The organism is Streptomyces sp. NPDC085524 (assembly GCF_044541755.1).
Lineage (GTDB): Bacteria > Actinomycetota > Actinomycetes > Streptomycetales > Streptomycetaceae > Streptomyces.
Genome location: NZ_JBITTH010000036.1, coordinates 42,060 through 60,794, shown reverse-complemented (window position 1 = coordinate 60,794; position 18,735 = coordinate 42,060). Strand labels below are relative to the sequence as shown.

Sequence of the window (18,735 nt, the reverse complement as noted above, 5' to 3'; positions counted from 1 at the left end):
GTCACCCTAGGGGGTGATCCGCAGGCCGGTCCGGGAGATGAGGGGCGGTCACGGGCCGGAAGAGGGGGAGGTCCCGGGGGAAGAGCGCGACGGTGAAGAGGAGGGCGCCGAGCGGCATCAGGTCGAGGCTCGCGGCCATGACGGCCGTACCCAGCACCACCAGGGCGGGACGCCAGGCGCCGACGCGGCGCCGGACGGCGAGCTGGACCAGGAGCCAGACGAGGCCGACGTAGAACAGCATCGGGCCGACGGTGTAGACGGCGGGCAGCACCCCGGGGTGGCTCTGGACCTCGTCGAAGAGCCGGTTCATCTCCGGCCGGTCGGCGGCGCTCAGGCCGACGACGAGGTCGATGGCCGCCTGGGCGACGACCGCCAGGGTGCCGGCGAGACCGAGCAGGGCGCCGGCGCCGGCGCTCGCCCGGCCCGCCGCAGTGGCGGGCCCGGTCATCCGGCGCAGGGCCGGGAAGACCAGGGCGAACTGCAGGACCCCCGCGAGCAGGGCGATGTGGCCCACGGTCCAGGCGGGGCCCGGGCCGTGGCCGGGGTCGCCGAGCCGGATCGCACCGTAGGCCAGGATGCACAGGGGCGCGGAGACGAAGGCGGCCCGGGTGAGGGGGGCCGGCCGGGGGTGCTGACGGTTCTCGCGGTGGTGCAGGGGCCGAGTGGTCATGTACCGATCATTTCGGCCGGGGTGCGGGACCGTATCCGGCATCACCCCGAGATCACCCCCGAGCGGCCCCCGAGGGCTCCCCGGCGGTTCGTCACAGGGACGGCAGCGGGAAGGCGATCTTGAGGGCGTAGGCCGCGACCAGGCCGTAGCCGAGGCGGAAGGTCCAGACGCGGGCGGTGTCGGAGATGCGGGCGCCCGCGAGGGAGCCGACGGCGACGAGGGTCTGCTGCCAGAGGAGCGAGGCCGCGCCTACCCCGACGAGGAACGCGGCCCCGGCCGCTCCGGTGGAGAGGCTCGCGCCCTGGGCGGTGGTGAGGGCGGCGAAGTAGAGGGCGGTGGTGGGGTTGACGGCGGTGAGCCCGACGTACCGGGCGAAGGCCTTGGCCGGCCGGCCGGGCGGTGCGCCGGTAGGCGGGCCCGCCTCGGGGCTGAGCGCTGCGACCCCCGGCGGGGCCTGACTGCCGGGGCTCCGCCCCGGACCCCGCTCCCCGAAGGCCGGAGGGGCTGGAACCGTACGCAGGCCGTGGGCGGCGATGGTGAGGAGGATGAGGGCCGAGGCCAGGCGGACCCAGGCCTCGACCGGGGCGATGTGGGAGGCCACCCAGGGGCCCAGCCCGGTCGCGAGGGCCGCATAGGCGAGGTCCACCGCCGCGATGCCCGCAGCCGCGGCGATCGCCGTGCGGCGGTGGCGCATCGCCTCCTGGAGCAGCAGCACGCTCATCGCGCCCATCGGCATCGCCACGCCGAGGCCCGCCGCCGCGCCGCCCAGGGTGGGGGAGAGGAGTTCGGTCATGCCGAGAGGTTCGGGGGGCGGGGGCCGGGGGCGCGGGCGAATACCGGGCCCGACTGCGAGAATCGCGGCATGGACCGCCTCGACAGGGAAATCCTCGGCATCCTGCAGGAGGATGCGCGGATCTCGTACCGGGACCTCGGCACCCGCGTCGGCCTCAGCGCCAACGCCACCGCCGACCGGGTGCGCCGGATGCGCCGGGACGGGGTGATCCGCGGATTCACCGTCGTCGTGGACCCGGCCGCCGACACCCGGGGCGGGCTCGTCGTCTTCATCGACCTCACGCTGCGCCAGGACACCACCAACGAGGAGTTCGAGCAGCGGGTCGCGAAACTTCCCGGGATCACGGAGGTGGTGCACGTGACGGGGGAGTACGACTACCTCGTACGGGCCCGCGCGGCCGATCCGGCGGCGCTGGACGGGTTGCTGCGGCGACTCAAGCGGGAGGCGGGGGTGGCGCAGTCGAGCACCCGGATCGCTCTGCGCGCGGCCGCTCGCCCGTCGCGGACGTAGGCTCCGCTGCGCTCCGGGGGCTCCGCCCCGGACCCGCGCCTCAAACGCCGGCGAGGCCGGATTTCGGTTAGAGCGCCGCTTCCCAGGTCACCGTCGTGCCCCGGGTGCCCGCTTCCGGGCGGCCGTCGTCCGACACGGTGAGCCTGACCCGGGACGGGGTCGCGTCGACCTCGACGTCGATGGAGGTGACCTCCGCGCGGCGGTGCGCCGCCGCCAGGGCGCTGCGGAGCGCGGAGAGCAGGTCGGCCGCCACCGGGTCCGGGAGCAGCGCGTCCACCGCGCCCGCGAAGTGCACCGAGGGCTGGAAGCCGAGCAGTACCGCCGCCCCGCCCGTTTCGCGCAGGACCCGGCCCCGGAAGGTCGTCGGGGCGTCGGTCGGGGGCTGCTGGAGGGCGAAGATGGCCGTCCGGACCTCCTGGATCGTGGAGTCCAGTTCGTCGACGGCGTGGCTCAGCTCCTCGCCGACGGTGTCCCCGGTCGGCGCGTTCGAGGAGCGCCGCCGGGTGGACTCCAGCATCATCTCCGTCGCGAACAGCCGCTGGACCACGAGGTCGTGCAGGTCCCGCGCGATCCGGTCGCGGTCCTCGTAGACCGCCAGCTGCTCGCGGTCGTGCTGGGCGTCCGCCAGTACGAGGGCCAGCGCGGCCTGGGAGGCGAACTGCGAGGCCAGCAGCCGGTCCACGGCGTCGTACGGGGGGCCGCCGCGGGCGCGCGGCAGGGCGAGGGTGCCGATCAGCTGGCCGCCGCTCTGGAGCGGCAGCATCATGCTGGGGCCGAAGCGCTCACGGACGTGCGTGGTCATCCGGGGGTCGGTCGCCGAGTCCTCTATGAAGACGGGTTCGCCGCCCAGGAGTTGCGTCAGGACGGGGCTGCCGGGTGCGATCGCCGTGCCGACCAGGTCCCCGGGGTCCCCGTGCGTGGAGGCGGCCACGATCTCCATGCCGCCCTCGGGGGTCGGCTGGAGCACCACCCCGGCCGCGGCGTCCGCGAGCAGCCGGGCCCGTTCGGCCACGCACATCAGGGCGTCCGCCGCCGGCCGGCCGGCCAGCAGGGTCGTGGTCACCGCGGCGGCGCCCTCGATCCAGCGCTCCCGGCGGCGCGCGGTCTCGTACAGCCTGGCGTTGCCGATCGCTATCCCCGCCTGCGAGGCCAGGACGCGCAGCAGGGCGATGTCCTCGTCGGCGAACGCCCCGCCGCCGCGCTTCTCGGTCAGGTAGAGATTGCCGAAGACCTCCGTGTGCACCCGGATCGGGACGCCCAGGAAGCTGCGCATCGGGGGATGGCCCGGCGGGAAGCCGGCCGCGCGGGGGTCTTCCGTGAGGTCGTCCAGCAGGAGCGGGCGCGGGTCCGTGACGAGCGCGCCGAGCACGCCGGACCGGCCGTCAGGAAGGTGCGGGATGGCGCCGCGCTGGGCCTCGGTCATCCCGGCAGTGAACAGCGCGGTCAGCCGGGCGCGCTCGGGGTCGACCACCCCGAGCGCCGCGTACCGCGCGGAGCACAGCTCGGCCGCCGAGTCCACGATGTGCTGGAGGGTGGTGCGCAGCTCCAGCTCGGAGCCGACGCTGAGCACCGCCTCCAGCAGCACCGGGAGGCTCGCCGCTTCCTCCTCGGGCTCGGGCCCGGCGTCCGTCATCCGGCCAGCGGGTTGAGAACCATGGGGGCGATCTTCCCTTCGAGCATCGCGCCGAGACCGAGCACGGCGCACACGTCCGGCCGTTCCGCGATGGCCACGGGCATTCCGGTGGCGTCCCGCAGCATCTGGTCCAGCCCGGGCAGCAGGGCGCTGCCACCCACCATCATGATCCCCCGGTCCGTCAGATCGGCGACCAGGTCGGGCGGGCAGTCCCGGAGCACCTTGCCGATGCCGTCGAGCACGGCGGTCAGCGGGGTGCGGATGACCTCGCGTACGGCCGCCGTGTCCACGTGGACGGAGCGGGCCAGTCCGGTGGCCACGTCGCGGCCGTGGATCAGGGTGGAGGCGGGTCCGCCGTCGGTGATCCCGGCTCCGTGCAGGGCCAGCTGGAGCGGCCGGACGGCCTGGCTGGGCAGCATCAGCTCGTGCGCGTGGCGCAGGTGCTGGACGACGGCGTGGTCGATGGCCTCGCCGCCGACGGGGATGCGCACGGCGGTGACGATGGAGCCGAGGGAGAGGACGGCCACCTGGGTGGTCGCCGCCCCGCACACCATGATCATCGTCGCGGTCGGCTGCTCCACGGGCAGTCCGCAGCCGACGGCCGCCGCGATCAGGGTGTCGACGAGTTCGACGCGGCGGGCACCGAGCCCGACGAGCGTCTCCACGGCGGCCCGCTGGGCGAGCGGGTCCGCGTCGTGCGGGGTGCAGGCGGCGGCCCGCAGCCGCGGCTTGCGGCGCAGGGCGCGGCGCAGTTTTTCGCCGAGCAGGTGGCGCAGCATGCGCTGGGCCATCTCGATGTCGACGACGGTGCCGCCGGAGACGGGACGCACGACCCGGATGTAGTCGGGTGTGCGGCCGGTCATCCGCTCGGCGAAGGTCCCCACGGCGATGAGTGCACCGGTCCGCGTGTTCACCGCGGCGCAGCTGGGCTCGTCGACCACGAGGCCGGCTCCCTTGACGTACACGCGGGTGCTGGCCGCCCCCAGGTCGACGGCGACGTGGCAGCGGCGCAACTGCTCAAGACTGACGGTCACGGCAGATCCTCCCGAGAGCGCTGACGCAAGAAGACCGACGGAACTGCCGGTCGCTTTTCATATCATCTCGGGCATTTCGGACTTACCGCCCGTTGGGCTGCTCCGGCCGGGGGTGTCTCGCAGCTGCAAGGGAGTGGATTTCTGTACCGACAGGCAGCATCATGCCCGCACCGCACGAGCTACTCATGCGTAACAAGGTAAAGGGGACCCGATGCTGACGACCCGCCAGAGGCTGCTGGCGCTCCTGACGCTCTGCCTCGCGCTGCTCGCACCCCCGGCGGCCCAAGCCGCCGGCCGGGTCGCGGCCGAGGCCCCTGACCGGGCGGCATCGCACCGTCCGGTGGTCTTCGTGCACGGCTACAACGCGGACCCGGGCGTCTGGGGAGCCCTGCGCGAGGACCTGCGCGCCGCCGGATACGCCGACTCGGAGCTCTTCTCCTTCGGCTACGACACCCACCAGTCGGTCAACGAGGTCCTTTCGGGCCGGCTCGCCGCCTACGTCGAGGACGTCCGCAGGCAGACCGGCGCCGCCAAGGTCGACGTCGTCGGGCACTCCTTCGGCTCGCTGGTCAGCCGCTGGTACGTGAAGTTCGGCGGCGGCGGGGCCGTCGTGGACCACTGGGTCTCCCTGGCCGGCCCCAACCACGGCACCTCCACCGCGTGGGCCTGCGCCCTGTGGGACCAGGCCTGCCGGGACATGACCCCCGGTTCGTACGTGGTGAAGAACCTGGGCAGCGGGGACGAGACTCCGGGCGCCGTGAAGTACGCGACCTTCTGGTCCGACTGCGACGAGGTCGTCAACCCGGACGCCAGCGTGCCGCTCTCCGGGGCCGTCAACACGCCGGTCGGCTGCCTCAAGCACAACGACCTGCTCGGCGACGACGCCACCGCGGCGGGGGTGCGCGCCTTCCTCGCCTCCTAGGAGGTGTCGGCGGTCGACACGCGCTGGAGCAGGCCGTACGTGAACTCCGCCACGCACGGCCCGCCCGGCGCCCCGAAGGCCAGGCGCCAGCGCGTCGGGGCGGTGCCCTCCATCGGCCGCACCGGGGCGAAGGCCCGCGCCACCTCGTCCACGGTCGCCGACCACGGCTGCAGGTCCGCCGCCGACTCCAGTACGGGCCCGGGCGCGCCCGGGGCCCGTACCAGCCACTCGTTCCACACCGCCCCGTCCGGCGCGGCCAGCACCTCGAAGCGCAGGTCGGGCCAGAGCGGCACCGGCCACAGCAGGGCCTCGCACTCCAGGTCGCCGATCGTGCGACGTTCGGCGGACTCGGGCGGGCCCAGCACCGAGCGGTACCGGGCGAGGGCGCCGCGGGAGCGGGGCGACCGGACCATGGCCTGCCAGCGCTTGTTGGCCTCGCGCTGGTCCGCGAGGGAGGCGCCGAGCCGGCGGCGGGCCTCGTCCGCGAGGTCCGGCTGGAAGTCGGCCATCCGCCGCAGAAGCACCAACTGGAAGGCCGTGGGCCCGAAGGACGTCATGGAGGAGACGATTCCACACAGGATCCTTACGTTCTCGGGATCTTTATGTTGCCGGGGAGCACGTAGCCTGCGGGCGCCATGAACTTCTGCCACGCCTGCCAACGACACCTCAATGGCGCACTGGCGTGCGCCGGATGCGGGACCCCGGCCGAGTACCTGACCGCCGCCCCGCCCGCTGCCGGGAGCCCCGGGGCGCCCGGTTATGCGGTGCCGCCGGTGCCCGAGGCGCCGACCGCCCTGGCCGACGTGTTCGCGGACTCGCTCGTCACGCTGTCCGTCCCGAACGAGCGCAGGGCCGGTGCGCGCCGCCGCGCCGAGCGCCGCAGACGCAGCCGCATGACGCTGACCGTCACCCTCGGGGTGCTGCTCGCCACCGCGGCCTCGCTGGCGGTGGTCCGGATGGCCGCGGACGGGGAGCGCACCGACCGCGCCTCCGAGGTGGTGCTCACCGACGACGGCCCGAAGCAGCCGGCCCCGCTGCCGGATCTGCCGACCTCGGGCGCACCCACGGGGCCGGGCGGCAAGGCCACGGCGAAGGTCGCGGCCGGGCCCGCCAAGAAGGCCGCGCCCGTGAGCCTGACGCCGGGGCCGACGTCCTCGGTCCCCGAGCCGACGCTGTCGCCCACGCCCTCGGACGCCCCCAGCCCGTCGAAGTCCGGAAAGCAGGGCGGGAAGGGCAAGCCCTCCCCGAGCCGTTCGGCTTCGGGCACCCCGACGTCGACCCTCAGCGGGATCCCGACGCCCACACCGACGCCGACGAAGACGAAGTGCAGTTCGTGGTGGAACCCGCTCTGCTGGTGACCCGGGGCGCCCCGGCGGCCTGAGCAGGCCCGGCGGGCCCGCCGGGCCCGCCTGCGGGCCTGCGGGCCGTCAGTCCAGCATCCGCTTGAGCAGGTCCCGCAGGACCGCCCGCTCCGCCGGGGACAGTCCGGCCAGCGGCTCGCGCGCGAAGTCCAGTGACTCGCGCAGCCGCTCGGCGGTCTGCCGGCCCTCCTCCGTGGGGGCGGCCAGCTTCACCCGGCGGTCGGCGGGATCGGGGTGCCGCTCGACCAGGCCGCGCGTCTCCAGCCGGTCCACGATCCCGGTCACGTTCGACGGCTCGCAGCGCAGCTTCTGCGCGATGCGGCGCATCGGCATGGGCTCCATGGCGAGCATGTTGAGCACCTTGGCCTGCGCTCCGGTCAGCTGGTGGCTGGCGGCCGCGTGCTCGTACTCCATGTGGTACCTGGCCACGACGTCGCCGATGAGTTCGACGACCTCGACGGTCACTGGGTCTGTGCGACGACTGGGCATGGATCCAGAGTACCGACTTACTTGACAACATGAAATATCCAGGCGCATGGTTGTTTCACCTAGTGAAGCAATTCCGTTCTTACCAGGAGCGCCGCATGTCTGAGATCCCCGCCGTGAGCCGCGAGTGGCACCTCGTCCGTCGCCCGCAGGGCTGGCCCGTCGCCGAGGACTTCGCCCTGCGCGAGGCGCCCGTGTCGGCCGAGCCCGCCGCCGGCCGGATCCTCGTACGGAACCTCCACATGTCCGTGGACCCCTACATGCGCGGCCGGATGAACGACACGAAGTCCTACATCCCGCCCTTCCAGCTCGACGAGCCGATGCAGGGCGGTGCGGTCGGCGAGGTCGTCGCCTCCAGCGCCGAGGGCTTCGCGGTCGGCGACCACGTCCTGCACATGCTGGGCTGGCGCGAGTACGCGGAGCTCGACGCGAAGCACGCCACCAAGGTCGACGCCTCGCTCGCCCCGCTCTCCGCGTACCTCGGCGTCCTCGGGATGCCGGGCCTGACCGCCTACGCGGGCCTCTTCGAGGTCGCCTCCTTCAAGGAGGGCGACTCCGTCTTCGTCTCCGGCGCGGCCGGTGCGGTCGGCAGCCTCGTCGGCCAGTTCGCGAAGATCAAGGGCGCCTCCCGGGTGATCGGCTCCGCCGGCTCGGACGAGAAGGTGACGCTCCTCACGGAGAAGTACGGCTTCGACGCCGCCTTCAACTACAAGAACGGCCCCGTCGCCGAGCAGCTGCCCGCCGCCGCCCCCGACGGCGTCGACGTCTACTTCGACAACGTCGGCGGGGACCACCTGGAAGCCGCGATCTCCTCGATGAACGTGCACGGCCGGGCGACCCTGTGCGGTGCCATCGCCGGTTACAACGACACCGAGGCCGCCCCCGGCCCGCGCAACCTGATGATGGTCATCGGCAAGCGGCTGCGCCTGCAGGGCATCCTCGTGGGCGACCACGCCGGGCTCCAGCAGCAGTTCGTCCAGGACGTCGCCGGATGGCTGCGTTCCGGTGAGCTGCGGTACGACGAGACGGTCGTCGAGGGCGTCGAGAACGCGACGTCCGCCTTCCTCGGCATGCTCCGCGGCGAGAACACCGGAAAGATGATCGTTTCTTTCACCGGTTAGTCTCTCTCTACACCGTCGTGACCGTGGGCGCGAGTCGCGGCGATTACCAGGAGGATTTCCTTACATGTCCATCCAGCAGTCCGACGTCGCGTACACCGCTGTCGCCACCGCCGAAAACGGCCGTGACGGCCGCGTCGCCACCAACGACGGCCAGCTCGACGTCGTCGTGAACCCGCCGAAGGAGCTCGGCGGCAGCGGCGCCGGCACCAACCCGGAGCAGCTGTTCGCCGCCGGCTACAGCGCCTGCTTCCAGGGCGCCCTGGGTGTCGTCGCGAAGAACGTGAACGCCGACATCTCCGGCTCCACGGTCACCGCCGAGGTCGGCATCGGCAAGAACGACGAGGGCTTCGGCCTGATCGTCAAGATCTCCGCCGTGATCCCGAACGTGGACGCCGCCACCGCCAAGGAGCTCATCGAGAAGGCGCACGAGGTGTGCCCCTACTCGAAGGCCACCCGCGGCAACATCACCGTCGAGCTCGCCGTCTGATCCGGCACCGCTCGCCGAAGGCCGCACCCCGACGGGGTGCGGCCTTCGCCGTTTCCGGGGCCCCATAAACTGCCGCCATGCGTGATCTTGCGGAGGGGTTCCGGTACCTGCTGGCCGGACAGAGATGGGTGCTGCGCCACGGACGGTGGCTGGGGTTCGGGCTGCTGCCCGGGCTGGTCTCGCTGGTCCTGTACGCCGGCGCGCTCATCGGGCTCGGCTACGGAGCCGACGACTTCACCGCCTGGGCCACCCCCTTCGCCGACGACTGGAGCTCGCCCTGGCTCGCCCTGTTCCGGGGCTTCCTGACCTTCCTGGTCTTCGGCCTCGGGCTCTTCCTCGCGGTCATCACCTTCACCGCCGTGACCCTGCTGATCGGCCAGCCCTTCTACGAGTCCCTCTCCGAGCAGGTCGACCGCAGCGAGGGCGGCGAAGCCCCCCAGTCCGGGCTGCCGCTCTGGCTGGAGCTGTGGATCTCGGCCCGGGACAGCCTGAAGGTGCTCGGCCGGGTCGTCCTCTACGGGCTGCTCCTCTTCGCCCTCGGCTTCGTCCCCGTGATCGGGCAGACCGTGGTCCCGGCGCTCGGCTTCTGCGTCTCCGGCTACTTCCTGACCCAGGAGCTCACCGCCGTCGCCCTCCAGCGCCGCAAGGTCGAGCTGTCCGAGCGGCTGGTCCTGCTGCGCTCGCGCCGGATGCTGGTGCTGGGCTTCGGGGTGCCGCTGGTGCTGGCGTTCCTGGTGCCGCTGGTCGCCGTCTTCCTGATGCCGGGTGCGGTGGCGGGGGCCACGCTGATGGTGCGGCACCTGACGCAGGCCGACGAGGAGCCCGCCGGGGCCGCCCCGGCCCCCGAGGACGCACCCACCGGCTTCGGGCCGCCCCCGCCCGCGTACTCGTAACCGCTACACCCGCGGCTGCACCCACAGCGCCTCGCCGACCGCGCACAGCTCCCCGTCGGCGGTGGCCAGGGCCGTGCCCACGGAGTACTTGCGGCCCGAGCTCTCCAGCAGCCAGGCGTACGACACCAGCCCCTCGCCCACCGGCACCGGCCGCAGCAGCCGGGCGGTCAGCGCAGCCGTGACCGCACCCGCCGGGCGCCCGTCGAGCAGCCGCCCGGCGGCGTTCCCGGGGCAGTCCAGGGCGCCCCACACCAGCTCGGCCGGCAGCATCCCGTCCGGGCCGGCCAGCTCCCGGCCGGGCGTCCAGGCGGTGGCGACCGTCCCGCCGCCCGGCACCGCCCCGCAGTGCAGGCGCAGCCCGGTGGCGGGAGTGCGGTCCAGGCCGCAGCCGAAGCAGTCGACCTGCCCGTCCGGCGGCGCCGCCCGGTAGGCCTCGGCCGCCGCCGAGGCCCGCTCCCACGAGGGCGCCGCCGGGGTGCCCGCGCCCTCGAAGGCGGCCGGGCTCGCCACGGCCAGCTGCACCCCCTCCGCGCCGGTCAGCTCGCAGCCGCCCCCGGGGGTCCCGGCGAGCCGGACGGGGGTCTCCGTCGGCGCGGGCCGCCGGAAGTCCACCCGTACGGTCGGCGCGGTGGCGCGCGCTGCCAGCAGGCCCGCGACGTAGCCGCCGTAGGCCACCCCCGGGTAGCCGTGCAGGTGTTCCGGAACCGTGATCGTCTCGAAGGCGAAGGTACTCATACCGATCAGCTCATCACATCGACCGTCACCACGGACGCCGTACGGTCGTCCGCCTCGGCCAGCAGCTCGCCGCCCGGCCCCCACACCGCCGCGCCCCCGCAGCCGGTCCACGGCCCCGCAGGTCCCACGTGGTTGGCGAGGACCACGTACAGGCCGTGCTCCTTCGCGATCCCCGGGTGGAGGGTGGCGCGCTCCTCGATCCCGCCGCCCGTCCCGTACAGGGAGCTCGCCAGGTGCACCCGGCAGCCGTCGGCCGCCGCCCGGCCGGTCAGCTCGGGGAAGTGGTTGTCGTAGCAGATCCCCAGGGAGAAGCGGATCCCGCCGAGTTCGAAGCGGCCGTCGGTCCCGCCCGGCCGGAAGACGTCCTGTTCGTGCCGGTAGAGGTGCTGCTTCAGGTACGTGGTCACGTGCGCGCCGTCCGCGTCGTGCACCAGCGTCGCGATGGCGGGCCGCGGGCCGCCGGTGGGCACGGCGACGTTGACCGCGGTCGCGATCCCGGCGGAGCGCAGCGGGTCCAGCCGGGGGTCGCCGGCGCCCGTCCACAGCCCGGGATCGGCCGCCAGTGCCGTCAGCTCGTAGCCGGTCAGCGTGAACTCGGGGAACACGACCAGCCCGGCGCCCTGTTCACGGGCCGCGGCGGCGAGCGCGGCGGCCCGTGCGGCGTTGGCGGGAACATCGGCGGGTATGCAGGTCAGCTGCGCTGCGGCGATCTTCACCCGGCTCAGCTTGCCAGGCCGGCGGCGGTCTCCTTGAGCAGGGCCAGGAAAGCCGTGGCGGCGGGGGAGGGGGCGATCCCCTGCGGGGTGGCGGCGTAGACCCGGCGGCGCGGGGTGTCCTGCGGATGCAGTGGTACGAGCACCAGGTCGGCCCGCGCGGAGGAGGCGGCGAGCTCGGGCAGCAGGGTGACACCGAGCCCGGCGGCGACGAAGCCCTGCTTGGCGATCCAGTCGGCGGCGAAGAGGCCGGCGCGCGGGCGGAACCCCCGGGCCACCGCGGAGCCCAGCAGCGTGTCCTCGGGGCGGGCGCCGCCCGTGATCCACACCTCCTCGGCGAGCTCGGCCAGCCGCAGGCCGTCGCGGTCCGCGAACCGGTGCCCGAGCGGCAGGGCCACGTACATCCGCTCGTCGAGCAGGTGGTGCGGGGTGCAGCCGCGGGGCGGCTCGCCGGAGGTCTCGGCCACCACCGCGAGGTCGAGGTCCCCGGAGGCCAGCAGCGCCAGGTGCCCGGCCGACAGCCCCTCGGTGCGGGTGACCTCGACCGCGGGGTGGCGGGCCCGGAACACGGCCAGGGTGCGCGGCAGCAGCGCGGCATCGGCCGTGGCGAAGGCGCCGATCCGCAGCCGGCCCGCGCCGAGCGTGCGCAGCGCGTCGAGTTCGGCGCGGGCGGCGCGCAGCCGCTCGCCGACCGCCTCGGCGTGCGGGAGCAGGATCCGGCCCGCCTCGGTGAGCCGGACCCCGCGCGGGAGGCGGTCGAAGAGCGGGGTGCCCCATTCGTCCTCCAGGGTCCGGATCTGCCGGGAGACCGCGGACTGGGTGTAGCCGAGGGAGCGGGCGGCTGCGGTGAAGGAGGCCAGGCGGGCGACGCGCAGGAAGACCTCGTACAGGCCGTGTGAGGCGGACGGGGCCGGCGAGGCGGGTGAGGTGCGCGGGGCCGACGAGGCGGGTGAAGTGCGCGGGGCAGGCGCGGCGGGCGAGCCATGCGGAGTGGGCATGGCCACCATGCTAGACATTCGCTTGTCGCATGGCGGGGCCGGATCTAGCGTCGGGGCCATGGACGCAACGGACACAGCACAGAAGATCGCCTTCCTCGGCCTCGGCAACATGGGCGCCCCGATGGCCCGTCACCTGCTCGGCAGGGGCCATGCGCTGACGGTGTGGAACCGGACGCCGGGCCGGACGGAACCCCTGGCGGCGGCCGGTGCGGCCGTCGCGGACACGCCGGCCGCGGCGGTCCACGGCGCGGACCTCGTCATCACGATGCTGGCCGACCCGGCCGCCCTGAAGGCCGTCTCCGAGAGCGTGCTGCCGGCCCTGCGGCCCGGGGTCCACTGGATCGACACCTCCACGGTCGGGCCGGAGGCCGTGCACGAGCTCGCGGAGCGGCTGCCGGCGGGGGTGACCCTGACCGACGCGCCCGTCATGGGCAGTGTGGACCGGGCGGCCACGGGGGAGTTGTGGGTGCTGGCCGGGGGACCGCTGCCCGGCCCCGTCCGCGCGGTGCTGGACGCACTGGGCGAGGTCACCGAGTGCGGCCCGGCCGGTGCGGGCGCCGCGCTCAAGCTGGTGCTGATCAACGCGGTGGTCGGCGGGGTCGGCCTGGTCGCCGAGGCGCTGACGCTGGGCCGCGAACTGGGCCTGCCCGAGGCCCTGGTCCGCGCGGAGCTCGCCCGGGGGCCGCTGGCGGGCGCGGTGGCCCGTACGTACGCGGACGCCTCCCACTTCCCGGTGGCCCTGGCCGCCAAGGACGTGGGCCTGGCCACCGCCCGCGCCCCGCTCCCGATCCTGGAGGCGGTCCGGGCAGCGCTCACGGCCCGCCCGGACCTCGCGGACCAGGACCTCTCGCACCTCAGGCCCGGCGTCGCCTAGGCGGTGGGCGCCGGGCCGCCCGGGAGGCCGCCGCGGGTCCGGACGAGGGCGAGTTCCGCCAGGTTCAGGAGGGTGACCAGCGCCGTCAGGAGCGCCAGGGCGGCCACCGAGGGCAGCAGTGCGGCCGGCGGCAGCAGGGCCAGGGCCACCCCGGCGGCCACCAGCCGGGTCACCGACCAGGACCGGAAGAGGTGCCAGCGCGTGTACCCGAAGGTGGCGAGGTAGAGGGCGCAGCCCCCGTACAGGAGGGCGGCCACGCCGAGCGGGAGGCGTTCGCCGGGGTGCGCGACGGCCTCGGCCATGCCGACGGCCACCGCGATGACCGAGGCGATCAGCGAGAGGTGCCCGTACGAGAGGACCTGCCGGGCGACGTCCGCCCGTACGGCTGCGGTCTCCAGCCCGTGCCGGACCGCGCTCGCCGCCAGGTGGAAGTAGACCCACCACAGGCTGCACACCAGGGTGAAGGCGACGGCGACGGCCGCGAGCGAGCCGGCGCCGAGCTCCGGGGAGGAGGCCACCGGGGCGCCGACCGCCACGATCGACTCGCCCAGCGCGATCATCACGAACAGGCCGAACCGCTCGGCGAGGTGCCCCGATTCGAACTCCAGGCGCATCATGTTGCGGCGCGTCAGCCGCGGCGCGGCCAGGTCCACGGCCGCCGCCAGCGCCCACAGCCCGGTCCGGGCCCCTCCGTCGAGGAACCCGCCCGCCAGCAGCAGCGGGCCGCTGATCAGCACCGACAGCACGGCCGGGGTGGGCGTCGGGCGCCGCCCGGGGACGTGGGCCAGCGCCGCGAGCAGCAGGCGGGCGCAGAAGTAGGCGCCGGCGAACAGCAGCCCGCGCTCCCCGAAGGCCTCCGGCAGGGCCAGCGCCATCATCAGGCCGCACAGCCCGGCCGCGAAGAGCGCGATCCGGTTCAGCGGCCGCTCCGCGTCATGGGTGTTGGAGTACACGGTGTTGCCGACCCACACCCAGTAGATCGGTATGAACGCGATCACGGCCCGCCCGGTGCCGCTCCAGCCGTGGTCGTGGTGGAGCAGCGCCGACACCTGTGTCACGGCGAACACCAGCACCAGGTCGAAGAACAGCTCCGACCACGCGACCTTCTTCTCGGTCTCCATCCCCAACTCCCCCCGGTAGCCCGTCGGGAGAAGGATGCACGGGTGGATCGCGCGGCCGCACGCCGGGTCCCCGTGTCGGAGCCCGGCGTGCGGCCTCGGCGTGCGGCCCGGTCCGTCAGGCCACGACGGAAGCGACGGCCACGGACTCGATCACGACGTGGTGGTCGGAGAAGGCCGAGTCGGCCACCGCGCACCAGCGCCGGGTCTGATTGCCGAAGAGGTAGTCGATCTTCGCGCCGGAATCGTGGGTGGCGCGCCCGGTGCGCGAGGCGCCCGTCTGGTCGCACTCCTGGTAGCCCTCGGTGCCCGGGCCGGTGGAGTAGAGGCCCTCAGGCCACACCCAGGCGTCCTTGTTGTTCGGGTCGTCCGGGGGGAGCGAGTTGAAGTCCCCGCCGAGGACCGTCTTGGGGAAGGTGTTCACGATGGCTTTGATCTCCGCGAGCTGGTCGTCGCGGTAGTCCCAGGTCGGGTGGTCCGGGTTGCTGCCCAGGGGAGAGGTGTGGACGTTGCAGAGCCGGACGTTCCAGTACACCGCCGTCGCGCACTGGAAGGGCCTCTGCTGGCCGACGTACGGCTGCGTCAGCGGGTACTCCCGGGCGTCCGCCATCTGGCCCTTGAGCACGATCGCGGTCCCGATGCGGTCGGCCCGCCCGGTGTCCTCACCGCAGCGGCTGTTCCACTTGCCGTCGGCTCCCTGGGACCACTGGTACGGGGCGAAGCTCTTGCTCCAGCCCGGGCCCAACTGGGCCATCAGGGCGGTGAGGTCGTCCTCGCACACTTCCTGGAGCAGGGCGGCGTGGACGTAGTCGTTCTGGACGTGGTACTTGACCACGTCGGTCTTCTGCTGCGCTGTGCCGGTCCCCTCGCAGTGCCAGGTGGAGCGCTGCGATCCGCACATGTTCCACGACATGACCTGGAGGTTCTTCGCCGTTACCATCCCCGCCTCGGGTGGGCCGGTGCGGTCGCCGGCTGCGATGCTCGCGGTCTCGGCTGTCACGGCCGCGGCGGCCGGTGCCGAGGCCGTGCCGAGCGTGGCGGCCAGTGCCAGTGCCAGTGCGCCTGCCGCCCCGGCGATCGTCTTCGTCGGTCCGGACATTCCCATGAACCTGCCACCCCTCGTACGCGGTTCGTCTCGGCGATCAAGGTATCCGCCGGTCCGGTGGCGGTCAGGGCCGGGTCCCGGGCCCCCGCAACAGTGCGAGGAAGGAGCGGAACGCGGCCGGCATGTCCACCGACTGCGGGGCGAGCAGCCACTGGTACTGGAGCCCGTCCATGACGGCCGTCAGCAGCGGAGCCGCCTCTTCCGGGGTGAGGCCCGACGGGAGGCGGTCGCCGAACTCCCGGCGCAGCAGCGAGGCCATCCCGCGGCGGACCTGCTCGTAGCGCTCGGTGAAGAACCCGCGGGCGGGATGCTCCTCGGTGACGCTCTCGCCGAGCAGTGCCGAGAAGGTCTGCACGATGCCCGGGCGCATGGCGTTGTACTCCACCAGCGAATCCAGCAGGTCCAGGCGCCAGCTGTCGGCGGAGACGCGCGAGCCGCCGCCCGTGTCCCACCGGTCGCGCTCCTCCAGCACCGCGACCAGCAGGGCCTCCTTGGTCGGGAAGTAGTGCAGCAGCCCCTGCTGGGTCAGGCCCACGCGCTCGGCGACCGTGGCCAGGGCCGCGCCCCGGTAGCCGCGCTCCGCGATCACCTCGAGCGCCGCGAGGACGATCTCCTCGCGGCGCTCCTCGCTCCTGGCTCGGACCATCGCCCGCACCCCTTCCCTTCACGGCCTCCAGAGGACCGTACGGCATCCGTACATCACGAACACATCACAAACCCTACCGTTCAACAGGGAACGGGTCCACGATGGGGGGCACCGCACCGCACCCGCACCGCAATCGACGAGGAGGCACGGCCGTGACCGATGCCGATCAGGCCCGCGAGCAGATCCGTGAAGACGCCGTGGAAGCGGCCCTGGACAAGCTGGATCTCGACACCAAGGCCCGCCTGCTCGCCGGGCAGGACATGTGGACCCTGCCCGAGATCCCCGAGATCGGGCTGAAGTCCCTGGTCATGTCCGACGGCCCCATCGGGGTCCGCGGCGTGCGCTGGACCGCCGACGACCCGTCCATCGCGCTGCCCTCGCCCACCGCGCTCGCCGCCGCCTGGGATCCGGAGCTCGCCCGCCGGGCCGGCCGGCTCCTCGCCCAGGAGGCCCGCCGCAAGGGCGTCCACGTCCTCCTCGCCCCCACCGTCAACCTGCACCGCTCCCCGCTCGGCGGCCGGCACTTCGAGTGCTACTCCGAGGACCCCTACCTCACCGGCGCCGTCGGCAGCGGCTACGTGAACGGCGTCCAGGACGGCGGGGTCGGCACCACCGTCAAGCACTTCGTCGGCAACGACGCCGAGACCGAGCGGTTCACCGTCGACAGCGTCATCGCCCCGCGCCCGCTGCGCGAGCTCTACCTGGCGCCCTTCGAGGCCATCGTCGAGGGCGCCCGCCCCTGGGGCATCATGACCGCCTACAACCGGGTCAACGGCACGACGATGACCGAGCACCAGTACCTCGTCAACGAAGTCCTGCGCGCCGAATGGGGCTTCGACGGCTGCAACGTGTCCGACTGGATGGCCGCCCGCTCCACCACCGGGGACATCCTCGGCGGCCTGGACGTGGCCATGCCCGGCCCGCAGACCGTCTACGGACCCGCCCTCGCCGAAGCCGTCCGCGCCGGGGAGGTCCCCGAGTCGGCCGTCGACGCCGCCGTGCGCAACGTGCTCCGCCTCGCCGCCCGCGTCGGCGCCCTGGAGGGCGTCCCCGCCGTGGTCGAGGAGCTCCCGGCCGCGATCGACGGCCAGGCCCTGGCCCGCGAGCTCGCCGCCCGCGGCTTCGTCCTCGTACGCAACGAGAACGGCACACTGCCGCTCGACGGCACCTCCGGCGGCACCGTGGCCCTCAGCGGAGCGGCCGCCCGCGACGCCCGCATCCTCGGCGGCGGCTCCGCCACCGTCTTCCCCGAGCGGCTCGTCTCCCCGCTCGACGGGCTCTCCGCCGCCCTCCCGGAAGGGGCCCTGACCTTCACCGTCGGCGCCGACCCGTCCGACGAACTGACCCCCGCCGACAAGGGCTTCGAGCTCCGTGCGATCTGCCGCGACGCCTCCGGAACGGTCGTCGGCGAGGGCAGCCTGCCGACCGGCCAGGTCCAGTGGATCGGCGACGACCTGCCCGCCGGTGCCACGTACGCGAACATGGCGAGCATCGAGGTCACCGGCACCTTCCTGCCGCGCGAGAGCGGCGAGCACGCCTTCGGCACCCGAGGCCTCGGCGCCTTCGCCCTCGCCGTCGACGGCGAGCGGCGCTGGGAGGGCGTCCAGGAGATGGGCAACGAGGCCGACCCCTTCGAGGCCTTCTTCGGCGCCCCGAGCGAGCGGACCCGCCTCACCCTCACCGAGGGCGTGCCCGTCGAGGTGTCGCTGACCTATCAGGTCCCCGACACCAGCGGGCTCCCGATGCGGGCCGTCATGTTCTCGCTGCTCCACCTCGGCCCGCGGCGCGACGCCGACGAGCTGATCGCCGAGGCCGTCGAGGCGGCCCGCGCCGCCGACACCGCCGTCGTCGTGGTCGCCACCACCGAGCGGGTGGAGTCCGAGGGCTACGACCGCACCGACCTCGTGCTCCCGGGCCGTCAGGACGACCTGGTGCGCGCCGTCGCCGCCGTCAACCCGAACACCGTGGTCGTCGTCAACGCGGGCTCCCCGGTGGAGCTCCCGTGGCGCGAGGACGTCGCCGCCGTGCTCCTGGCCTGGTTCCCCGGGCAGGAGGGCGGGGCCGCGCTCGCCGACGTCCTCCTCGGGGACAAGGAGCCGGGCGGGCGCCTGCCCACCACCTGGCCCGCCCGCTTCGCCGACGCGCCCGTCACCGAGGTCGTCCCCACCGAGGGGCGGCTGGAGTACACCGAGGGCCTGTTCATCGGCTACCGGGGCTACGAGGCGCAGTCGGTCGAGCCGGCCTTCCCCTTCGGGCACGGCCTCGGCTACACCGACTGGTCGTACGAGTCCCTGGAGGTCACCCCCGACACCGCCCGGGTGCGCCTCACCAACACCGGCACCCGGCCGGGCCGCGAGGTCGTGCAGATCTACCTGGCCCCCACCGCCGATTCCGTGGAGCGCCCGGCGAGCTGGCTGGCCGCCTTCGCGGGGGTCGAGGCGGGCCCCGGCGAGAGCGTCGAGACCGAGATCGCCCTGCCCGCCCGGGCCTTCGAGATCTGGGACGAGGAGGCCCGCGGCTGGCAGCGGATCGGCGGCACCTACGAGGTCCGCGCGAGCCACTCGCACGGCGACACCCGGCTGAGCGCGACGCTCGACCTCGCGTGACACGCCGTATGGCCGGAAATCACCCCTGTT

General features: G+C 73.8%; 20 protein-coding genes. 8 read left to right on the top strand and 12 right to left on the bottom strand.

The genetic code is table 11. From position 1 onward, the window contains the following. Nucleotide 1: 1 nt before the first annotated feature. Together ACIGFK_RS37715 and ACIGFK_RS37710 are read right to left on the bottom strand one after the other, a co-directional pair. Nucleotides 2-670, bottom strand: a complete 669-nt coding sequence (locus tag ACIGFK_RS37715) for a hypothetical protein (protein ID WP_400055480.1) — start codon at nt 668-670, stop codon at nt 2-4. Nucleotides 671-761: 91 nt separating this feature from the next. Further along, a complete protein-coding gene (locus tag ACIGFK_RS37710) occupies nt 762-1,463 on the bottom strand; it encodes a LysE family transporter (RefSeq protein WP_376659153.1) in 702 nt (233 codons plus the stop codon). A gap of 69 nt (nt 1,464-1,532) precedes the next feature. Here ACIGFK_RS37710 and ACIGFK_RS37705 point away from each other — a divergent pair, with 69 nt between their 5' ends. Next, a complete protein-coding gene (locus ACIGFK_RS37705) occupies nt 1,533-1,973 on the top strand; it encodes an Lrp/AsnC family transcriptional regulator (protein WP_376659152.1) in 441 nt (146 codons plus the stop codon). 67 nt (nt 1,974-2,040) lie between these two features. Here ACIGFK_RS37705 and ACIGFK_RS37700 read toward each other — a convergent pair whose 3' ends face one another. Together ACIGFK_RS37700 and ACIGFK_RS37695 are read right to left on the bottom strand one after the other, a co-directional pair. Then, nucleotides 2,041-3,606 carry a GAF domain-containing protein gene (locus ACIGFK_RS37700; RefSeq protein WP_376659151.1) on the bottom strand — a complete coding sequence of 522 codons (1,566 nt, stop codon included), beginning with the start codon at nt 3,604-3,606 and terminating at the stop codon, nt 2,041-2,043. Continuing rightward, nucleotides 3,603-4,640 (bottom strand): rod shape-determining protein, encoded by a 1,038-nt coding sequence (locus tag ACIGFK_RS37695; protein ID WP_376659150.1) that lies wholly within the window; start codon nt 4,638-4,640, stop codon nt 3,603-3,605. Before ACIGFK_RS37695 ends, ACIGFK_RS37700 begins: the two co-directional genes overlap by 4 nt. A gap of 211 nt (nt 4,641-4,851) precedes the next feature. On the opposite strand from ACIGFK_RS37695, the gene ACIGFK_RS37690 reads away from it, so the two are divergent. Then, nucleotides 4,852-5,562 carry an esterase/lipase family protein gene (locus ACIGFK_RS37690; RefSeq protein ID WP_400055478.1) on the top strand — a complete coding sequence of 237 codons (711 nt, stop codon included), beginning with the start codon at nt 4,852-4,854 and terminating at the stop codon, nt 5,560-5,562. On the opposite strand, the gene ACIGFK_RS37685 is transcribed toward ACIGFK_RS37690, so the two are convergent. Then, nucleotides 5,559-6,119 carry a hypothetical protein gene (locus ACIGFK_RS37685; RefSeq protein WP_400055476.1) on the bottom strand — a complete coding sequence of 187 codons (561 nt, stop codon included), beginning with the start codon at nt 6,117-6,119 and terminating at the stop codon, nt 5,559-5,561. The genes ACIGFK_RS37690 and ACIGFK_RS37685 overlap by 4 nt on opposite strands. Nucleotides 6,120-6,197: 78 nt before the next feature. Here ACIGFK_RS37685 and ACIGFK_RS37680 point away from each other — a divergent pair, with 78 nt between their 5' ends. Continuing rightward, nucleotides 6,198-6,920: a hypothetical protein gene (locus ACIGFK_RS37680; protein ID WP_376659147.1), complete on the top strand. Its 723-nt coding sequence runs from the start codon at nt 6,198-6,200 to the stop codon at nt 6,918-6,920. 69 nt (nt 6,921-6,989) lie between these two features. Here the strand turns inward: ACIGFK_RS37680 and ACIGFK_RS37675 are convergent, their stop codons facing one another. Continuing rightward, nucleotides 6,990-7,412 carry a MarR family winged helix-turn-helix transcriptional regulator gene (locus ACIGFK_RS37675; RefSeq protein ID WP_376659146.1) on the bottom strand — a complete coding sequence of 141 codons (423 nt, stop codon included), beginning with the start codon at nt 7,410-7,412 and terminating at the stop codon, nt 6,990-6,992. Between the two features lie 95 nt (nt 7,413-7,507). On the opposite strand from ACIGFK_RS37675, the gene ACIGFK_RS37670 reads away from it, so the two are divergent. The 3 genes from ACIGFK_RS37670 to ACIGFK_RS37660 all read left to right on the top strand — a co-directional run bounded on the left by ACIGFK_RS37670 (nt 7,508) and on the right by ACIGFK_RS37660 (nt 9,910). Next, the gene (locus tag ACIGFK_RS37670; protein WP_376659145.1) at nt 7,508-8,530 is read left to right on the top strand and encodes an NADP-dependent oxidoreductase; all 1,023 of its coding nucleotides are present in this window, start codon (nt 7,508-7,510) and stop codon (nt 8,528-8,530) included. A 64-nt stretch (nt 8,531-8,594) separates the two neighbouring features. Beyond that, nucleotides 8,595-9,017 (top strand): organic hydroperoxide resistance protein, encoded by a 423-nt coding sequence (locus tag ACIGFK_RS37665; RefSeq protein WP_030657091.1) that lies wholly within the window; start codon nt 8,595-8,597, stop codon nt 9,015-9,017. A 77-nt stretch (nt 9,018-9,094) separates the two neighbouring features. After that, the gene (locus ACIGFK_RS37660) at nt 9,095-9,910 is read left to right on the top strand and encodes an EI24 domain-containing protein (RefSeq protein WP_386471998.1); all 816 of its coding nucleotides are present in this window, start codon (nt 9,095-9,097) and stop codon (nt 9,908-9,910) included. A 3-nt stretch (nt 9,911-9,913) separates the two neighbouring features. On the opposite strand, the gene ACIGFK_RS37655 is transcribed toward ACIGFK_RS37660, so the two are convergent. Genes ACIGFK_RS37655 through ACIGFK_RS37645 form a run of 3 tightly spaced genes read right to left on the bottom strand, consistent with a single transcriptional unit; the run spans nt 9,914 to nt 12,356 of the window. Beyond that, the gene (locus tag ACIGFK_RS37655; RefSeq protein WP_376659143.1) at nt 9,914-10,645 is read right to left on the bottom strand and encodes a hypothetical protein; all 732 of its coding nucleotides are present in this window, start codon (nt 10,643-10,645) and stop codon (nt 9,914-9,916) included. Nucleotides 10,646-10,650: 5 nt separating this feature from the next. Continuing rightward, complete coding sequence (locus ACIGFK_RS37650) at nt 10,651-11,361, bottom strand: carbon-nitrogen hydrolase family protein (RefSeq protein ID WP_386471995.1); 711 nt, start codon at nt 11,359-11,361, stop codon at nt 10,651-10,653. 5 nt (nt 11,362-11,366) lie between these two features. Continuing rightward, entirely contained in the window at nt 11,367-12,356 is a 990-nt protein-coding gene (locus ACIGFK_RS37645; RefSeq protein WP_376659141.1) for a LysR family transcriptional regulator, read from the bottom strand. Between the two features lie 58 nt (nt 12,357-12,414). On the opposite strand from ACIGFK_RS37645, the gene ACIGFK_RS37640 reads away from it, so the two are divergent. Then, complete coding sequence (locus ACIGFK_RS37640; RefSeq protein WP_400055474.1) at nt 12,415-13,230, top strand: NAD(P)-dependent oxidoreductase; 816 nt, start codon at nt 12,415-12,417, stop codon at nt 13,228-13,230. Here ACIGFK_RS37640 and ACIGFK_RS37635 read toward each other — a convergent pair. The 3 genes from ACIGFK_RS37635 to ACIGFK_RS37625 form a co-directional block, all read right to left on the bottom strand. Continuing rightward, entirely contained in the window at nt 13,227-14,351 is a 1,125-nt protein-coding gene (locus tag ACIGFK_RS37635; RefSeq protein ID WP_376659139.1) for a low temperature requirement protein A, read from the bottom strand. The genes ACIGFK_RS37640 and ACIGFK_RS37635 overlap by 4 nt on opposite strands. Before the next feature lie 115 nt (nt 14,352-14,466). Beyond that, complete coding sequence (locus tag ACIGFK_RS37630) at nt 14,467-15,447, bottom strand: endonuclease/exonuclease/phosphatase family protein (protein WP_376659138.1); 981 nt, start codon at nt 15,445-15,447, stop codon at nt 14,467-14,469. Between the two features lie 70 nt (nt 15,448-15,517). Beyond that, nucleotides 15,518-16,099: a TetR/AcrR family transcriptional regulator gene (locus tag ACIGFK_RS37625; protein WP_376659137.1), complete on the bottom strand. Its 582-nt coding sequence runs from the start codon at nt 16,097-16,099 to the stop codon at nt 15,518-15,520. A gap of 101 nt (nt 16,100-16,200) precedes the next feature. Here ACIGFK_RS37625 and ACIGFK_RS37620 point away from each other — a divergent pair, with 101 nt between their 5' ends. Next, nucleotides 16,201-18,705, top strand: a complete 2,505-nt coding sequence (locus tag ACIGFK_RS37620; RefSeq protein WP_400055472.1) for a beta-glucosidase — start codon at nt 16,201-16,203, stop codon at nt 18,703-18,705. Nucleotides 18,706-18,735 lie beyond the last annotated feature (30 nt).

Coding starts and splice junctions, on each gene's coding strand:
- ACIGFK_RS37715 (WP_400055480.1), bottom strand. CDS start 670: ATGACCACTCGGCCCCTGCACCACCGCGAGAACCGTCAGCACCCCCGG.
- ACIGFK_RS37710 (WP_376659153.1), bottom strand. CDS start 1,463: ATGACCGAACTCCTCTCCCCCACCCTGGGCGGCGCGGCGGCGGGCCTC.
- ACIGFK_RS37705 (WP_376659152.1), top strand. CDS start 1,533: ATGGACCGCCTCGACAGGGAAATCCTCGGCATCCTGCAGGAGGATGCG.
- ACIGFK_RS37700 (WP_376659151.1), bottom strand. CDS start 3,606: ATGACGGACGCCGGGCCCGAGCCCGAGGAGGAAGCGGCGAGCCTCCCG.
- ACIGFK_RS37690 (WP_400055478.1), top strand. CDS start 4,852: ATGCTGACGACCCGCCAGAGGCTGCTGGCGCTCCTGACGCTCTGCCTC.
- ACIGFK_RS37685 (WP_400055476.1), bottom strand. CDS start 6,119: ATGACGTCCTTCGGGCCCACGGCCTTCCAGTTGGTGCTTCTGCGGCGG.
- ACIGFK_RS37680 (WP_376659147.1), top strand. CDS start 6,198: ATGAACTTCTGCCACGCCTGCCAACGACACCTCAATGGCGCACTGGCG.
- ACIGFK_RS37675 (WP_376659146.1), bottom strand. CDS start 7,412: ATGCCCAGTCGTCGCACAGACCCAGTGACCGTCGAGGTCGTCGAACTC.
- ACIGFK_RS37670 (WP_376659145.1), top strand. CDS start 7,508: ATGTCTGAGATCCCCGCCGTGAGCCGCGAGTGGCACCTCGTCCGTCGC.
- ACIGFK_RS37665 (WP_030657091.1), top strand. CDS start 8,595: ATGTCCATCCAGCAGTCCGACGTCGCGTACACCGCTGTCGCCACCGCC.
- ACIGFK_RS37660 (WP_386471998.1), top strand. CDS start 9,095: ATGCGTGATCTTGCGGAGGGGTTCCGGTACCTGCTGGCCGGACAGAGA.
- ACIGFK_RS37655 (WP_376659143.1), bottom strand. CDS start 10,645: ATGAGTACCTTCGCCTTCGAGACGATCACGGTTCCGGAACACCTGCAC.
- ACIGFK_RS37645 (WP_376659141.1), bottom strand. CDS start 12,356: ATGCCCACTCCGCATGGCTCGCCCGCCGCGCCTGCCCCGCGCACTTCA.
- ACIGFK_RS37640 (WP_400055474.1), top strand. CDS start 12,415: ATGGACGCAACGGACACAGCACAGAAGATCGCCTTCCTCGGCCTCGGC.
- ACIGFK_RS37635 (WP_376659139.1), bottom strand. CDS start 14,351: ATGGAGACCGAGAAGAAGGTCGCGTGGTCGGAGCTGTTCTTCGACCTG.
- ACIGFK_RS37630 (WP_376659138.1), bottom strand. CDS start 15,447: ATGTCCGGACCGACGAAGACGATCGCCGGGGCGGCAGGCGCACTGGCA.
- ACIGFK_RS37625 (WP_376659137.1), bottom strand. CDS start 16,099: ATGGTCCGAGCCAGGAGCGAGGAGCGCCGCGAGGAGATCGTCCTCGCG.
- ACIGFK_RS37620 (WP_400055472.1), top strand. CDS start 16,201: ATGGGGGGCACCGCACCGCACCCGCACCGCAATCGACGAGGAGGCACG.